The sequence below is a fragment of the Methanobrevibacter intestini genome (assembly GCF_047402955.1).
In the GTDB taxonomy this organism is placed as follows: Archaea; Methanobacteriota; Methanobacteria; order Methanobacteriales; family Methanobacteriaceae; genus Methanocatella; species Methanocatella intestini.
The window spans coordinates 1,037,679-1,053,861 of record NZ_CP187956.1 but is presented as its reverse complement, the minus strand read 5'-3'; the positions used below and the strand labels follow the sequence as shown (position 1 = coordinate 1,053,861).

The following is a 16,183-nucleotide window of genomic DNA, read 5'->3' as shown; positions in this document are numbered from 1 at the left end:
ATTATGGATATTAAAGATGAAAACATTATTGAAATAACAGCAGAGCTTTCAAGTGAATTTGAAGTAGCCAAAGAGTTAAGGAAATATCCTAAAGACACTGTTATTATAAAAAATGTAAAAGGATATGATTTGCCAATTATTTCCGGAATCTGCAATACAAGAGAAAAAATAGCTAAATCTATTAATTGTGAAGTAAGTGAAATTACTCAAAAAATCATAGAAGCTAGTGATAATCCAATTAAAGTAGATAAATTTACTGACTTTTCAGATTATAACACTACAGAAGCTAATTTAGATAAAATACCTATTTTAACTCATTATAAAAGAGACGGCGGAAAGTACATTACTGCAGGCGTAGTATTTGCACGTGACCCTGAAACTGGCATTCAAAATGCATCAATTCACAGAATGCTTGTTTTAGATGATAAAAGATTAGCTATTAGGATTGTTCCAAGAAATCTCTACACTTATTTCCAAAAAGCCCAAAAATTAGGCAAAGATCTGGAAATTGCAATTGCTATTGGAATGGATCCTGCAATTTTACTTGCAAGTACAACTTCAATTCCAATTGATTACAATGAAATGGATGTAGCTAATGCATTTAAAAATGGAGAACTGACCCTAATTAAATGCGGAGACTTGGAAGTTCCTCAGGCAGACATTATTTTAGAAGGTAAAATATCTGTAAGTGAAACTACACCAGAAGGTCCATTTGTAGATTTAACTGATACTTATGATATTATTCGTGATCAGCCAGTTATCAGCTTAAGCAAAATGCATATTAAAAAGGACAATCCTTATTATCATGGAATTCTACCTGCTGGATTTGAACATAAATTATTGCAGGGCCTTCCTCAGGAACCTAGAATTTTCAAATCTGTTAAAAATGCAGTTCCAACTGTTGAAAATGTTGTTTTAACAGAAGGAGGTTGTTGCTGGTTACATGCAGCTATTTCCATTAACAAACAAACAGAAGGAGACGGAAAAAATGCAATTATGGCTGCATTGTCTGCACATCCTTCACTTAAACATGCAGTTGTTGTAGACACTGATGTAGACGTGTTTGATCCTCAGGATATTGAATATACAATAGCTACCCGTGTAAAAGGAGACAGAGATTTAATGATTGTTCCTAATGTACGTGGTTCATCTCTTGATCCAGTAGCCCAAAGTGACGGTACAACAACAAAAATAGGTTTGGATGCTACCAAATCCTTAAAAACCTTAGATAAATTTGAAAGAGTTAGTTTTGGAGAGTAATTATGAATATTAAAAAGTATAAGAATTATTTATTCTTATTACCTTTTCTATTTTTATTTCTAATTTTATTGAATTGGCACTATTCGATTGGATTATCAGCAGATGACTTATTTTTTTATACCATTCCTCAGGAATCAGATATTATAAGCTTTGTTACAGAAAGATATGATATCTGGAGCTCCAGAACACTGATTGAATATGTTTTATGTCATATTTTACAATTGCCCCTTATACTTTGGTGGTATTTAGACAGTTTAATTTTCACGTTTATTGGCATATTAACTTTTAAACTCATTGACGGTAAAAATAAGAGTTTTTATGCTACATTATCTTGCGTATTGTGTTTATCCTTTATATTTTCAAGTTATTATGCTTTAAGCTCAGCCGGATTTATTACAACTAGTATTAATTATGCCTGGCCATTGTTCAGCGGATTACTGGCTATATATATTTTAAAAAATTATACTGCAAATGATACCGGCAAAATAAAAAGAATATTAGCTTATATAATTTCAGTACTTTGTCTGCTGTTTGCAGTAAATAACGAACAGCTAGCTGTTATTTTACTCGGATTGTTTGTACTGTATTATCTGTTTAACTATAAAACAGAAATCAATAAAAAATGTTATTTAATAGGATTATCAGCAGTTATAGGAATTATTAATACTATTATCTGTCCAGGAGTTCCTAAACGATTTATTTCAGAATTAAAATGGTTTCATGATTATTTACAGCTAAATTTACTAAATAAACTAAATATTGGTCTATCCTCTATTATAAACAGATGTGTTACATGGTGTGATCTTACAACATTAATATTACTGGGAATTATTGCAGTAAGTGTTTATTTACTTACTAAAAATAAGAAAAAAGCAATGATATCTTTAATTCCATTTATAATAGCTAGTGGATTTTGGATTCTTACACTAACTGATAACTTAATGCTTCTTCAAATAATGAATGCCAATATTACTCGCTACGGTTATGTTCCAATAAGTTTAAAAAGAATGATTTTAAGCTTAACAATTTATGGAATTTTTATTATGACATTCCTATATGGATTATATATAATCTATAAAAATCAAAAAAGTGTTTTATGGCCAGTATACAGTATAATGTTTGTTGGATTTGCCTCTACAATAATGTTTGGTTTTACTCCATCAATTCCGTCAATGGAGAGAATGTACATATTCTTTTATTATGGAAATATGTTAGCTATTCTTATATTCATTAAACAAATTATAGAAAAAAGAATTAAAACCTGATATTTAATTCTTTTCCACATTTTATGCATTTTTTATCATTATTTAAAACTTCTGTAGAATAATTATTTCTTTTTAAAAGGATTTCACCACAATCAGGACAGTAAGTATTTGTATCACAATCTAAATTTCCAATATAAACATATTCAAGCCCGCAGTCATCAGCTATTCTTTTAGCTTCAAATAACTTATCTTCAGCTGTCGGTGAAATATCATTTAATTTATAGTATGGAAATGCTCTTGAAAAATGCAGCGGAATATCACAACCTAGATTATCAGCAATGAAATTAGCTAATTTTGTAATTTCTTCTGTTGAATCATTATATCCATTTATAAGCAGATTTGTAATTTCCAGGTGTTTATCTGCATCATAAATTCTTTTTAAGTTATTTAAAACAATGTTTAAATCTGCCTTGCATATTTTTTTATAAAAATTTTGAGACATGGATTTCAAGTCTATATTGAACGCATCAACAAAATTTAAAATTTCGCTTAAAGACTGATCAGACATATACCCGTTACTTACATAGACAATTTTAAGATTTTTCCTTTTAGCCAGCAGTGAAGTTTTTTTGTTGAATGGTAAATGTATAGTAGGTTCATTATAGGTCCATGCAATTGACTTACAACCTTGATTAATTGCATTTTCCACAATTGTTTCTGGAAGTATATTAAACCTATCAGAAATTTTATCAAATTCCTGTGAAATCATGTAGTTCTGACAGTGCAAACAGCCCATATTACACCCAAAACCACCTACAGAGTATGTTAAAGTTCCAGGTAAAAAATGATATAGCGGCTTTTTTTCAATAGGATCAGCATTTAAAGAAGAGACTACTCCAAAACTTTCATCAAATAACTCTCCATTAATGTTTTTATGCTGTTTACAAATTCCATAAGACCCATCAGCTATTTTACAATAATTGGCGCAAATCTCACATCTTACTTTTCGTGACTTTGAACTTTTCTTAAAAAGATTGCTGCTAACTAACATAATGATCATATCCTCTGGATGTAATTTCTTTAACTGTAGAATCACTTAATGTAATTTCAACCTTTTTGGAATCAGTAACTTCACCAATAACCTGATAATTAAAATCTAACTTGTCTAAATTCTTTCTATCTATTGTAAAAACAAGTTCAAAATCTTCACCAACATGAAAAAGCAAATCAAGATAATCAAGATTCATCTCAGCAGCCAGTGACTTGAATTCACTGGAAACATTTAATTTGTCTTCATAAATCATAAATCCAATATCTTCCCTTTTCATTTCATAAAGTTCACTAGCTAACCCGTCAGTAATATCAGTGGCTGAAGTTCCACCTGCATTTTTAATATTAATACCCTCTTTAATCTTAGCTATTGGTTCCAAAGCCTTTTTAGTGTATATGTTCTTATCTTCCAAATGAAAACCTAAAGCAGCAAGTCCAATCTCACCTGTTAAAACTACCAGATCCCCTTTTTTAGAAGTGTTTTTCATTAATGGACTATCACAAAGACCCAGTGCAGTTCCGGATATTATAATTTCATTGGCTTCATTAGTATCTCCCCCAATTAAAGAAATATCATAATATTCGCAGGCTTTCAGGACTCCTTTAATGATTTGTTTAAAATTATCAACTTCAAAGTCTTTTGGAAGAGCTATTGACAATAAAAAGCCTAAAGGAGTAGCTCCCATAGCTGCCAAATCACTGACATTAACAGTTACACTTTTAAAACCCATTTGAAAATAAGACATGTTTTCAGGAAAATGCTTTGATTGAATAAGCATATCACAAGTAGAAATTAAATTAGTATTAGCTATTGGAGTAACTGCAGTGTCATCTGGAGTTATAGTTTTACAATTAGCTAGAATATACTTAATTAATTCCTTTTCACCAATATCTGAGACCTTTAAAGTCATGAATAATAATATAAGTTTTATAGATTAAATAAGTTTTTAGAAAAAAAAGAAATGAAAGTTAAATAACTTTCAAAAAATTATATTTTACCCGCATTCACAGCAGATGGCTGATATTTTGAATCATCTCCTGTAATAAAAGCCCTATTTGTTAAAAGCTTTTGTGAAACAAAAAAGTTTCCAGAAGTTGCAGTACAAATATTATATTCTTTATACTCTTTTAAAGCAAACCATACTTCAACTGTTCCGTTTCCGCCTGTGGTTTTATTTTGAATTATTCCGTTAACATTTAATGTTACATTCTGATTAGCTAAAGGTTTTCCCAAATCATCAAGAACAGTAACCAAACATCCGACACTGTGATGATCCCTTACATATATTATCATGTCTTTAGATTTTTGAACTAAATCAACCATTGTCATTCTTGATAATACAGTAACATTATTTGCTGCCTGTTCACCAGTGACTAAATTATAAACAGTTATGACATATTTGCCTGGATCCAGACTAATATTTAATATAACTCTTCCATTTTCATCAGTAGTTCGGTTGTAAAATACTCCATGAATATTAAAACGAACTGTTTGATTAACTAATGCTTTACCTGTTTTATCGTATAATTTAGCAATGTAGTGAGTTCCATTTCTACAGAATTTAGTAATATCCTTACCTTCAATACCTGATAAAATATTTATAGTGTTGATTGCTGTTTTATTAGTAGACGGATTGTAAGTAGCTATAATATATTTTCCAGACTCTAAAGTAATATTTAATTTAGCAACACCATCAGAATCTGTAGTTTTATTATAACTTACATTATTAATTGTGAAAGTTACAGTTTCATTAGCTAATGGAGTGCCGTTTTTATCCGTGAAATTAGCACAAAACGGAGCATCATCTCCATAATGTTTAGTCATATTCTCTGAAATAATACCTGTTTGTTCTACTGGAGTGTCTTTAACTGGCATTTCAGTTATTTCTCCAGACATTAAAATTTCGGCTGAATCTAAAGATACTTCATAAGTATTATTGGAATCAACATCTTCAGCACTTACAGCAGAAATTGAAAAGATAGTTAATGCGAATAATAAAATTAAAAATGTTTTTTTAAATTTCATAGCATCATCCTTGCTTTTTCAAATAGTACATTATAACTTAGTACTATGTTAAATATATTTTACAATGATGGCATATATATTTTACTATTTGAAATTTGAAGTAATAATGTTTTTAAAAAAAATCAGGTTAAAAAAAAGTAAAAATTGTGGGAAAAATCCCACTTAATTAAGCTGTAACCTTAAGAGTATTATATACAGCAATATTTTGATACCATTCACTGCTTTGGATACCAGTGATTAATTGATAAGATCCAGCAGGTAAACCTATTTTAATTTTAGCAATACCTTCATTATCAGAATATGCACCATATGCAGTTCCATTGTAGATAAATACAACTAATTGATTTACAATAGGATTGTTAGATTTTTTATCTGTAATTTTGGCTTTGTAGTAATCTCCTTTTTTAACTGTAGGAGTTAAAATAGATATTGAAGCTGTTAATTTATTTACAACAATTTTAGTTGAAACAAATGAATCATTCCAGTAAGAAGTACATACATAATTACCTGGGTTTAATCTAATACCTAAATAAGCAATACCATTTGCATCAGTGGTTTTAGTATATATTACACCATTAATATTTATTTTAACAGTTTGGTTAGCTAAAGCTTTTCCTTGTCCATCTACTACTTTAACTGTGTAATTTTTACCAGCCTGATAATCCATAGTCATGTCTTTTGCAATAAGTTTAGGTAAAACAATTACTTTGTTTGAGTTTTCTTCCCCATTACTTGGATTGTAAACAGTTATAGTATAATTACCTGGAAGTAACCAAATATTTAGTCTAACAGTACCGTTTTCATCAGTGGTTTTGTTATAGAAAACACCATTAATGTTTAATCTAACAGTTTTATTAGCTACAGGAGTACCGTTACTATCTACAATAACTGCAGAATAATGAGTATCATTTCTGTAGTATTTTGTAACGTCAGTTCCATTAATAGTAGATAAAACAGTAACATTACATGCTTTTGCTTCATTATTAATTGGATTATAAGCAGTTAATATGTATTTACCAGGATATAACCAAATGTTTAATCTAGCAGTACCATTTGCATCAGTAGGTTTAGTATAGAAAACACCATTAATATTAAATTTAACAGTTTTATTAGCTAAAACATTGCCTTGACCATCTACAAAAGTAGCATAATAATGAGTGCCATTTCTATATAATTTAACAACATTAGCTGTATTAATTGTTGAAATAACAGTTACATTATTTTTAACTGATTCATTAGTAGCTAAATTTTTAGATTCTATAACATAGCTACCTGGTGCAAGATTAATACCAATATCAGCAGTACCGTTTTCATCAGTGGTTTTATTATAAGCTACACCATTAATAACAAAGGTAATGTTTTGATTAGCTAATGCTTTTCCGTTTTCATCTAAGAAAATAGCAGAAAATTTAGTACCATTTTTATAGAATAATGAAATATCCTCAGAAATTATAGTACTATTTTTTTCAGGAGTTGAGGAATTAGTTCCATTGCCACCAGCAGTTCCATTATCGCCAGTGGAAGTATTAGTAGAAGGAGCAGGTACATCCCCACCAGTACTTGAATTTTGATTAACATCATCTGAAACAGTAGGTTCAGATGCGCTAATTACATCTGTAAAACTTTGTTCTGATACAATAACATTATTAGCATCATTTATAGCAACAGTATCATCACCATCAACAGATTCAGCACTTACAGCTGAAAAAGATAAAGCTGCTAATAATATTAAAGTAAATAAAAATATTTTATTAAACTTCATAATATCACAAAAAATATCATTATTTTTTCAATAATGTAATATAAATTATACATTTTATAATATATAAATGTTTAATATGAAAAGTAGTTCACCACCACCAAAGTGGTGATGATTAAGGAATTATAAATTTTGAGATACTCTGTCTTTTATAATTTCATATAATCGAGTATCAATACCTAAAGGGTCAGTTAAAACGATTTCACCATCAAAATCAAATGCTTCTTCGTGATCGTGGTCATGGTCATGATGGTGGTGATGATGATGTCCATGGTCATGGTCATGATGTTCCCCAGATATTTCAGATTCATCAAAATCATTTTCAATTCCTAATAATTTTGGAATATCTCTTCTTGTATGAAGTCCATGAGCTACAAATACAGGGACAACAATGATTTTTTCCAAATCGTTTCCATTAGTTAATTTATTAATACTTTGAGGAATATTCGGTTCCCTCATTTCCATAAATCCATATTCAACAATAGCTTCAGGGAATTCTTCTTTATACATTTGTGTATATGCTTCAATTACTTTTTTACCTTGGTCTAACCTACTACCATGACTTAAAAGTAAAATTCCAGTTTTAGATAAATCACTAGTCATTATAATCACATAAAAAATTAAATTAAAAAATATGAAAAATCTATAAAGCTTTTTCCATATTTTTTACTAAGATATCAATTAAAATATTATCTGAACCAATAGGTTCCGGATATAAAATTTCCCCTTCAAAATCAATTGCTTCCAAATCATGATGATGGTGATGATGATGCTCATGACCATGTTCATGACTATGTGAATGTGAATGGGAATCAGCCTCTTTTAAACCCAAAATAGTTGGAATATCAGAAGTTGTATGAACTCCAGGAGCTATAAACACCGGTACAACAACTAATCTGTCAATTTCATTCTCATTAATAAGCTTGTTAATAGAAGTCGGAATGTTAGGTTCTACAAGTTCCATAAATCCAAAATTAGATGGATATTCAGTAGTTTCGCTAAATTTCCTATAGACTTCACTTATAAACTCTTTATTATATTTTAATCTGCTTCCATGGGAAACTAATAAAATTCCTGTTTTAGCATCAGCATTTAACTCAGAGTCAGCTAATGCTTCATTAATTCTTTTATTGATAACTTCTAAAAGATCATCATCTGGGCCAATAGCTGGTAATAACTCAATATCTCCATTAAAATCAACATCGTCAGCAATAGATAAATAATGGTCATCAGGATAATTACCATCAGGGCATCTAGGATCAGTTTCCAGTGGACTTAATCCTAAAAGAGTTGGAATATCAATATTGGTATGAATTCCAGGAGCTAAAAATACAGGAATAGCTATTATTTTTTCAAGTTCTGGAACTTCTTTTTTTAAATTTTCAACAGCTCCAGAAATGGAAGGTTGGGCTACTTTCATATAACCTACTTCCGTAGCAAATCCAGTAGCCTTGTTAAATTTATCTTTAATCTCATTAAATGTAGTTTCTGCAAAAGGGAGACTACTTCCATGGCTTACTAATAGAATTGCAATTTTATTTTGTAACTCTAAATTTGAAACCATAGGAGATTACTCCGTCCTCACCATCTTCTCTAATTTTTCTGAAGACCATTTCAACAGGGTCTCCAATTTCAAGATTGTCAACATCACAGTCAACAAGTTGTGCAGTTAATTTAGCTCCTTCTTCTAACTCAATTACAGCAACAGCATAAGGTGCTACTTTTTTAAAGTCGTCTGGAGCTGACCTAATTACAGAGTAAGTAAATATTTTTCCTTTACCACTGAATTGGAAAGGTTCAAGATCTCCTTTCCTCCTACAATTAGGACAAACTACACGAGATGGGAAGAATAATTCTCCACAAGTGTTACATTTGGAACCTATAAGATTATATCTTTGTTGTATATGACGCCATGTTCTAACAGTATCTGACATACAAATCCTCCATTAATTTAAAAAATTTTTTTATTACAGTATAGTATCTACACAATAATATAAAAAAGTATTTTTTTTAATACTTAAAACTGAAAATTTAGAGATAATGTAATACTAATTAAAAATTTTCTGATTTTAAAAAATCAATTATATTAAGATGAATTATCCCATTAGCTGAAAAGTCAAATGAATCCATTGATATAACATACTTCGGATAGCTGTCAGATATTTTCTCTAATGATTTAAACTCTCTTTTTCTAGTATTTTCATCTAAAATAGATTGAGATACCTGAATGTATTTTATCTGATTAGCCCTCCTGCAAACAAAATCTACTTCCAAATCTTAGATTTTTCCTATTGTTATTGAATATCCTTGTCTTATTAATTCTAAAAACACGATATTTTCTAATAACTGACCCCAATTCCTTTGAGTGGGCCCATTAAAAATAAAATAAAATCCAGGATCAACAAGATAATATTTATCAGATATTAATAGCTTCCTTTTTTGTTTAATATTTTCACGTTTAATTTGATACAAAATAAAAGCATTTCTTGCATAATCCATATAATTAATTATTGTATGAGGAGTTGTTTTACGATTTTCATTTTTAATATATTTAGAAATAGAATTAGCTGAAAATAATTGACCAATATTAGAAATCATGAATTCCATTAATATTTCAAGCAAATCTAAATCTTTTACTTTATTTTTATATAAAATATCATTTAAAACAAATAGTAGAATATAAATCATGTAAATATTTCTCTTTTTCTTCATTTTCATAATTTAATAACCTGGAAATCCACCATAACTTAAATATTGTTCAAATAATTGAATTTCATCAATGTTTTCATGCATTTCATCATAATATTGAATTAACTCTTTAAATGAAAATGGAAGCATATTTATTGAAATATATCTTCCAGAAATTAAAGTAGCTAGTTCTCCGAATAATAATTGTAAATTAGATCCAGTAATATAAATATCACATTCCAAATCAACTCTATAAGAATTTAGAGAAACTTCCCAGTTTTTTACTTTCTGAATTTCATCAAATAATAAATAAATTTTCCCATTTAAATTATTTGTCTTTGAAAAAATAAATTCATCTAAATCATCATCATTTCTAATATTTTTATATTTTGAAGATTCAAATGACATATAAATAATATTTTCACTAGATATTCCTCTGTTTTCTAATTCATCGATAATTTGTTTTAATAAAACGGTTTTACCACAACGACGAACTCCAGTTATAACTTTAATATCTTCTGTGTCTATTAATTTAACAATCTTTTCTAAATAAAATTTACGTTTAATCAATTAGACCACCTTCAGTTATTTAATATTTAAATTTATGTTTCATAAAACAAGAAAAATTATTATATCTAATTGTTTGTGAAATTAAGTTATTTTTCAAAATAAAATCTGTTAGATATGTTTTATAATTCCCATTAAAAAACACATTTTCACTTTTTCACATTGGTGCACTTGAAAAAGTAATTTATAAATTGGAAGTTAAATTTCAAGTGATGAAATATTTAAAAATAGACTCTAAAGGAAATATAATAACTGGAACAACTGTGATTTTAATAGCTTCTCTAATATTAATTCTAATTTTTGTTTTAACAAGTATATATACTTTAGAAAATGAAAATACTGATTCAATAGCTAATGATAATCTCAAATATATTGTTAATGATTATAATAGAAATTTAGAGGTTTTATCTCGTGATTCAATAGCTGAAGTTACAGAAGAAGTTTATCACGGAAAACATATTTTCAATTCTGAAAGAGAAATTAAAAAAGTTTTAAATAAAAAATTAGATGATAAAAACAAGGAATATGAAAAAAAATATGGTGTTTCAATATCTTCTGATGTCATATCTATCAAAAACACAGATGATCCTATTAATTTAGAAGTTACAACACATTTAACTCTTTCAAAAAATAAAGACAAATTTTCAGGTAATTTAAAAAGTATAACATCTGTTGAAGGCTTAAAAGACCCCCTGCCCTATGCTATTTTAACTCCCTATAGTGGAATTTGGCATGATGATAAAAAAATTCATTATGGAGCTACTTTAACCGCCTATCTAACTGCACATGGCATTGACAAACCTGAAGGCTATTTAGGTGCAACCAGTCCCTTAACAATAAAGAAATGTCCATATGATCCATATATTCATCACGGTGACGGAAATACTCTGCAAAACTGCTTAAAAAATGGTTATTTCCACGAAAGTGCTGACGGCAGCTGTTATTTATGTAGAATTGAAGGAAAAGGAATCTGCCCGCACTACGGATTTGAAGTTTTTATTGTTCCACACTGTGTAGGTGTTGAATATTCTGTTTCAGGTTCAGATCATGTTGTATTTCATGACAGATATCCAGGACATAAAATAAATCCTGAAAATCCAACTGAGCTATTTTTAGATGTTGCTCATAGAACCAAGTATGGAGTATTGGTATAATGAATGAAAAGGGAAGTATTTCAACTGAAATATTCGTTGTATTAGTTGTTATTTTATTAATAATAGGCATAACAGCTAAATTCAATGAAATTACATTAGATAAACTAGCTACATCAGCAGAAAATGAAAATATTGAATTACTGCTTTCTCAAAGTGCTGATAATTTAATTAATAATCTTGGAACTCCAAACTGGGAAAAATATTTAATAGGTACGCCAGGATTAGCTATTTCAAATGAAAATGAAGCTATTATTCCAAACAGTATTTCTTATGATAAATTTTTAATTTTAGGTAAAAATTATAAGAAATTGGTTGATAAGAATATTTTTGATTCAAAAATTAAAACTTCAATGGAAATCATACCTAAAGAGAGCAGCATTTCAAGTGTAAAAATTGGTTCGCAGGATGATGGGAAAAATGTTTACAGTGTAAATAGAATGATTAAATGTGATTTTTATAAAAAATATGTTGTAAAAGACTTTCAAACAAAAGGAAAATGTAATCATAATCACAAAGATGACTATAGCTGCAATTATTTCAAGATATATAGAAGTTACTTAAGAAGCAATGATTATTATCTGTTAATTGACAAAGATTCAACAGATAACTTAAGATGGAGTATGGACAATACAAAAATAAAATTACCTGCTTTAGAAAGTGTTACAAGTAATAAAATATATTTAAACAATAGAATAAACTTAGAATTTCCAATAACAGATTTTAGTTCAATAATGTTTATCCATTTTAATAAAAAAGATGTTAAAGCTCTTTTAGTTTGTGTTCCAAAAGATTTTGATAAATCAAAACTGAATTATGATTATTTTAGAACAAATAATTGTGAATTTATCTTAAAGGGATGGTATTAGATAAAAATGGCTCCAGTAATAACTAATGACACTGAAATAAGTATTAAGCTAGATATTGAATCTGTAACACTTGTTGAAATTGGAATTAAAATATTATCTGGGTCATATCCTCTATTATATGAAAGAATAGAAATATAATAAACTAAAATTAACATAATTGGAATTAAAATAAAACCTGCAATTGAACTGATTAATATTATTTTATCAAAGCCTATACCAACTACTTTTAATAAAACTGATGAAGATTCTGCAAGAATTCCTATAAATGGATACATTACAAGCATCAATAATATTATAATTGCAAAATTATGTATGGATTCACCTTCAGGTCTTTTAAGAGGTTCTATAAGACCAGAATGTATACCGGAAGATAGTCTTGCTGATAAAATACTTACTAAACCACCACTTTCTCCTGAAAATAAAGGCACTAATGTAAGTAAGCTTGGATTTGTAAGTAAAGTTTCAAGTGAACTGTTAAGAATTCCTCCTGCAGATACTCCTAAAACAGAACAGATTAGTAAAACTGGTGTAGATTGCCTTATAATTATTCTATTTTCCTCTGAATAATTATAACAGTACACAAAACTAAATAATACAAGTGGAATTATTATCATAAAGACTATTAACTCTAAATATACAACTGATTTTAGAGCAGAAATTATAAAAATAGCTACTACAATAGCAGGTAATGTAAATAAATCACCAACAGCAGCAACTAATGGAGTTGTAACATTATCTGGATCCCAGCCACGTTCAAAACTTCTAAATGAAATGAACATAGTAACTGGAAGCATTATAGCTATGGAAATTATTCCAGCTATTAGACTAATTAGAATAAAATCTACAATATCCATTGATGGAAATCCAAATATTACACAGATAACTTTAGCAATAATAGCTAAAAATAAAGATAAAAATAAAGTTAACACAAATGAAGAGAAAATATTATTAATTAACTCTTCAGAATGGTTAAATTTAGGATCTATTATACCAATATGTAATGCAGTAGATAATCTAGAGGCAAAAGAACCAAAAATATTTCCTCTCATTCCTATAGCTCCAGGAATAAGAACTAATAATCCCGGAAAAGTTTCAAGAAAAATATTCATTTTTCCAAGAATTACACCTGCAATTAAATCACCACAGGCACAAATTAATAAAGCTATAAGACTTTCTTTTAAAATATTATCATGTTCTTTTAAAAATGATGAAAAGGTAGAATAAGGATGTCGAATCATCTTCTGTTTCATAAATATCACTACCCCTCCTCATTTTTAACCACTTGTTTATTCAAATAAAAATAATTAATCTTCGTCTTCTTCTAATTCATCAGAAATATCTTCTAGAGAACATGCCCCAGATGCAAGTTTTTCTAAAAGATCTGCACCGGCTTCAGTACCTTTTAAAAGTAAAGTATCATCTGGAAGTATCAATGTATTTTTATCCGGACCATATATCCAGGAATCTCCACGTCTAATAGCTATAACTCTCATTCCGGTACGATTTACTAAAAGCAATTCCCCTAAAGTTTTATTAGCTAAATCTGAATCCAATTCTACAGAAACTCTAACAATCATCTTATCAGATTCAGACATGACCATTTTAAATACAGGATGTGGTTTGAATCCTGTAATTACCAAATCAGCTAAATCTTTAGCAGCATTAGCTATACTTTCAGCAGCCTCAGCCACTTCAAGTAATGCAGTTAATTTCTCAGCATCCTCATAAGAACGTGCTGCAACTAACGATTCTTTCTTAATTTCATAATTCATTGAATTTACTTTATTTTCAAGTTTCAAAACTTCTTCAGCTGCATCTTTACTATTAAATAAAACAGCAGAATAAGCTAAATCAACCATCAATTCCGACATATTTTTCATTTCAATTAAAATATTTTTAATTGACATTCTTATTACCTCTAAAGATCATATGGATTATTTTTTAATAAACAAGCTCTTCTAAGTTTTAATAACATTTTTTTCTTAGTTTTTAAATCATCTGTTTCCTCTAAAAGTTCTTCTAAAGGTTTTCTTAAGCAATCTACAGCTTCCTTTTCATGAACCCACATGCATTCTTTACAATTCCAAACATTTTTGCCTTTTATCCATTGTCCACCAGTTGAACTGTCTCCACATGGGTAAAACGGACAGTAACAAAAATCACAGTACTGGCCGTCATAATGACACGGATAAAACTCACATTCCCTATTTGGTCCGTGAGAAATTTCTCCATTTAAAAACTTCTCATAATGATCATGAGAAAGAGGATGTATTTTAGACTTAATCACATATCCTCTTGGAGTAATTAACTTATCTTCTTGTATGTAAGTTAAATCATTTCCAACAATTAAAGTACAAGACATGTTGACCATATCTTCAGTCAAATCCTTAATTTTGACAATAGTCTCTTTTGCAGGTTCATAAGTACTATCTACAATTCCGATTAATGCATTTTCACCCTTAATTTTTAAAACCGTCTTTACAAACCTTCTAAAAGGTTCTTTACGTGTTTTACTAATAGGATTGTAAATTGCTATAACTAAATTAGCTTTTAGGGCAAATTCTAATTTTTTTTCTATTTCAGATAAAGGAGTTAAAATATTACTTAAACTAATATTTGCATAATCATTTAAAGGAGCTCCAAGTTTATCTGCTGCATAATTAGCTGCAGATACACCAGGATAAATTTTAACTTCAATATCCTCATCATACTTGCTAATTATTTGGTACAAAACATTTGCCATTCCAAAAACACCAGGATCTCCGGAACTTATTAATGAAACTGTTTGACCAGCTAAACTTTTATCAATAGCTAGTTGAGCCCTATCTATTTCATCACCCATTCCTTTTTTTATAATTTCTTTATCAGAAACTAAATCAGAAATTTGAGCTACATACTTTTTGTATCCCACAATAACATCAGATTCTTCAATAGCTCTAATGGCTCCTAAAGTCATGTTCTCTCTATTTTGGCCAATTCCAATTACATTAATCATATAACCAGCTCAGTATAATTTTAAAATAGACTGTATAGTGATAGAATCAACATCAACAACTAAATTTCCACTCTTAAATGTTGCATTACCCTCAGCTACAATCTTATATGACGGGTCCTGACTAATTACAATTTGTGAAGAATTGGAAGATGGTGATGCATAACCTAAAGCTTCAATAGTTACATTTAACTCTTCATTATCTTTGTCATCATAAGTTGTGACATTCATTGAATCTACATTAACTCCATCTACCTTTGATAAATCCTCCAGTGATTGAGCCACATCCTTTTTATTAGTGATGTTTACAACACTTGGATCTTTAACTAAAACATTATTAACATTCTCAGAATTAAAAATACCTGTGATTTCTGAAATCTGCATATCTATTAATCCTTGAATGTCAGGAGCTTCTGCAGCAACTATAGTATATGAACTAAAGAGCCCTATTTCAAAAAATACTACAAATAGTACAACGACTAGTATTATTCTAAGTGCTTTTGCCATTTTATCACATTACTTTTTATCCCTGTATAAAACAGAAATATTAATGATTTAACTATATTTCTAATGTATAATAAAAGTAACTACTAAATTTAATTAATAGAAAAAAATT

Annotated in this window: 15 protein-coding genes and 1 pseudogene; 4 read left to right on the top strand and 12 right to left on the bottom strand. The window is 28.8% G+C overall.

The features are described from left to right. Positions 1-3 precede the first annotated feature (3 nt). Together ACMC9J_RS04885 and ACMC9J_RS04880 are read left to right on the top strand one after the other, a co-directional pair. Entirely contained in the window at positions 4-1,260 is a 1,257-nt protein-coding gene (locus tag ACMC9J_RS04885; RefSeq protein ID WP_427002974.1) for a UbiD family decarboxylase, read from the top strand. A 2-nt stretch (positions 1,261-1,262) separates the two neighbouring features. After that, positions 1,263-2,525 (top strand): DUF6056 family protein, encoded by a 1,263-nt coding sequence (locus ACMC9J_RS04880; RefSeq protein ID WP_427002973.1) that lies wholly within the window; start codon positions 1,263-1,265, stop codon positions 2,523-2,525. Here the strand turns inward: ACMC9J_RS04880 and amrS are convergent. The 8 genes and pseudogenes from amrS to ACMC9J_RS04840 form a co-directional block, all read right to left on the bottom strand. Further along, positions 2,515-3,516 (bottom strand): AmmeMemoRadiSam system radical SAM enzyme, encoded by a 1,002-nt coding sequence (gene amrS, locus ACMC9J_RS04875; protein WP_304130456.1) that lies wholly within the window; start codon positions 3,514-3,516, stop codon positions 2,515-2,517. The genes ACMC9J_RS04880 and amrS overlap by 11 nt on opposite strands. Further along, complete coding sequence (gene thiL / locus ACMC9J_RS04870; protein ID WP_427002972.1) at positions 3,506-4,426, bottom strand: thiamine-phosphate kinase; 921 nt, start codon at positions 4,424-4,426, stop codon at positions 3,506-3,508. Before thiL ends, amrS begins: the two co-directional genes overlap by 11 nt. A 77-nt stretch (positions 4,427-4,503) precedes the next feature. Then, on the bottom strand, positions 4,504-5,541 hold the full coding sequence (locus ACMC9J_RS04865) for an Ig-like domain-containing protein (protein ID WP_019265172.1): 1,038 nt from the start codon (positions 5,539-5,541) through the stop codon (positions 4,504-4,506). Positions 5,542-5,707: 166 nt separating this feature from the next. Next, the gene (locus ACMC9J_RS04860) at positions 5,708-7,303 is read right to left on the bottom strand and encodes an adhesin (RefSeq protein ID WP_427002971.1); all 1,596 of its coding nucleotides are present in this window, start codon (positions 7,301-7,303) and stop codon (positions 5,708-5,710) included. A 120-nt stretch (positions 7,304-7,423) separates the two neighbouring features. After that, complete coding sequence (cfbA, locus tag ACMC9J_RS04855; protein WP_427002970.1) at positions 7,424-7,903, bottom strand: sirohydrochlorin nickelochelatase; 480 nt, start codon at positions 7,901-7,903, stop codon at positions 7,424-7,426. A gap of 40 nt (positions 7,904-7,943) precedes the next feature. Then, positions 7,944-8,864 carry a sirohydrochlorin nickelochelatase gene (gene cfbA / locus ACMC9J_RS04850; RefSeq protein WP_427002969.1) on the bottom strand — a complete coding sequence of 307 codons (921 nt, stop codon included), beginning with the start codon at positions 8,862-8,864 and terminating at the stop codon, positions 7,944-7,946. Then, positions 8,836-9,234: a Zn-ribbon domain-containing OB-fold protein gene (locus tag ACMC9J_RS04845; RefSeq protein WP_004032642.1), complete on the bottom strand. Its 399-nt coding sequence runs from the start codon at positions 9,232-9,234 to the stop codon at positions 8,836-8,838. Before ACMC9J_RS04845 ends, cfbA (ACMC9J_RS04850) begins: the two co-directional genes overlap by 29 nt. Before the next feature lie 118 nt (positions 9,235-9,352). After that, positions 9,353-10,558, bottom strand: a pseudogene (locus ACMC9J_RS04840) (ATP-binding protein). 209 nt (positions 10,559-10,767) lie between these two features. Between ACMC9J_RS04840 and ACMC9J_RS04835 the strand changes: the two are divergent. Then, a complete protein-coding gene (locus tag ACMC9J_RS04835; protein ID WP_427002968.1) occupies positions 10,768-11,709 on the top strand; it encodes a hypothetical protein in 942 nt (313 codons plus the stop codon). After that, positions 11,709-12,575 carry a hypothetical protein gene (locus ACMC9J_RS04830; RefSeq protein ID WP_427002967.1) on the top strand — a complete coding sequence of 289 codons (867 nt, stop codon included), beginning with the start codon at positions 11,709-11,711 and terminating at the stop codon, positions 12,573-12,575. The genes ACMC9J_RS04835 and ACMC9J_RS04830 overlap by 1 nt, the downstream gene beginning before the upstream one ends. Here ACMC9J_RS04830 and ACMC9J_RS04825 read toward each other — a convergent pair. The 4 genes from ACMC9J_RS04825 to ACMC9J_RS04810 are packed head-to-tail and all read right to left on the bottom strand — an operon-like array spanning position 12,572 to position 16,074. Next, the gene (locus ACMC9J_RS04825; RefSeq protein WP_019266866.1) at positions 12,572-13,825 is read right to left on the bottom strand and encodes a magnesium transporter; all 1,254 of its coding nucleotides are present in this window, start codon (positions 13,823-13,825) and stop codon (positions 12,572-12,574) included. The genes ACMC9J_RS04830 and ACMC9J_RS04825 overlap by 4 nt on opposite strands. Positions 13,826-13,879: 54 nt before the next feature. Next, complete coding sequence (locus ACMC9J_RS04820; protein WP_019265162.1) at positions 13,880-14,482, bottom strand: potassium channel family protein; 603 nt, start codon at positions 14,480-14,482, stop codon at positions 13,880-13,882. A gap of 11 nt (positions 14,483-14,493) precedes the next feature. Continuing rightward, a complete protein-coding gene (cobJ, locus tag ACMC9J_RS04815) occupies positions 14,494-15,570 on the bottom strand; it encodes a precorrin-3B C(17)-methyltransferase (protein WP_019265161.1) in 1,077 nt (358 codons plus the stop codon). Positions 15,571-15,579: 9 nt separating this feature from the next. Then, a complete protein-coding gene (locus ACMC9J_RS04810) occupies positions 15,580-16,074 on the bottom strand; it encodes a hypothetical protein (protein ID WP_019265160.1) in 495 nt (164 codons plus the stop codon). Between the last annotated feature and the right edge of the window lie 109 nt (positions 16,075-16,183).

Excerpts from the sequence above, each read along its gene's own strand:
- ACMC9J_RS04885 (WP_427002974.1), top strand. The coding sequence starts at position 4 with ATGGATATTAAAGATGAAAACATTATTGAAATAACAGCAGAGCTTTCA.
- ACMC9J_RS04880 (WP_427002973.1), top strand. The coding sequence starts at position 1,263 with ATGAATATTAAAAAGTATAAGAATTATTTATTCTTATTACCTTTTCTA.
- amrS (WP_304130456.1), bottom strand. The coding sequence starts at position 3,516 with ATGTTAGTTAGCAGCAATCTTTTTAAGAAAAGTTCAAAGTCACGAAAA.
- thiL (WP_427002972.1), bottom strand. The coding sequence starts at position 4,426 with ATGACTTTAAAGGTCTCAGATATTGGTGAAAAGGAATTAATTAAGTAT.
- ACMC9J_RS04865 (WP_019265172.1), bottom strand. The coding sequence starts at position 5,541 with ATGAAATTTAAAAAAACATTTTTAATTTTATTATTCGCATTAACTATC.
- ACMC9J_RS04860 (WP_427002971.1), bottom strand. The coding sequence starts at position 7,303 with ATGAAGTTTAATAAAATATTTTTATTTACTTTAATATTATTAGCAGCT.
- cfbA (WP_427002970.1), bottom strand. The coding sequence starts at position 7,903 with ATGACTAGTGATTTATCTAAAACTGGAATTTTACTTTTAAGTCATGGT.
- cfbA (WP_427002969.1), bottom strand. The coding sequence starts at position 8,864 with ATGGTTTCAAATTTAGAGTTACAAAATAAAATTGCAATTCTATTAGTA.
- ACMC9J_RS04845 (WP_004032642.1), bottom strand. The coding sequence starts at position 9,234 with ATGTCAGATACTGTTAGAACATGGCGTCATATACAACAAAGATATAAT.
- ACMC9J_RS04835 (WP_427002968.1), top strand. The coding sequence starts at position 10,768 with ATGAAATATTTAAAAATAGACTCTAAAGGAAATATAATAACTGGAACA.
- ACMC9J_RS04830 (WP_427002967.1), top strand. The coding sequence starts at position 11,709 with ATGAATGAAAAGGGAAGTATTTCAACTGAAATATTCGTTGTATTAGTT.
- ACMC9J_RS04825 (WP_019266866.1), bottom strand. The coding sequence starts at position 13,825 with ATGAAACAGAAGATGATTCGACATCCTTATTCTACCTTTTCATCATTT.
- ACMC9J_RS04820 (WP_019265162.1), bottom strand. The coding sequence starts at position 14,482 with ATGTCAATTAAAAATATTTTAATTGAAATGAAAAATATGTCGGAATTG.
- cobJ (WP_019265161.1), bottom strand. The coding sequence starts at position 15,570 with ATGATTAATGTAATTGGAATTGGCCAAAATAGAGAGAACATGACTTTA.
- ACMC9J_RS04810 (WP_019265160.1), bottom strand. The coding sequence starts at position 16,074 with ATGGCAAAAGCACTTAGAATAATACTAGTCGTTGTACTATTTGTAGTA.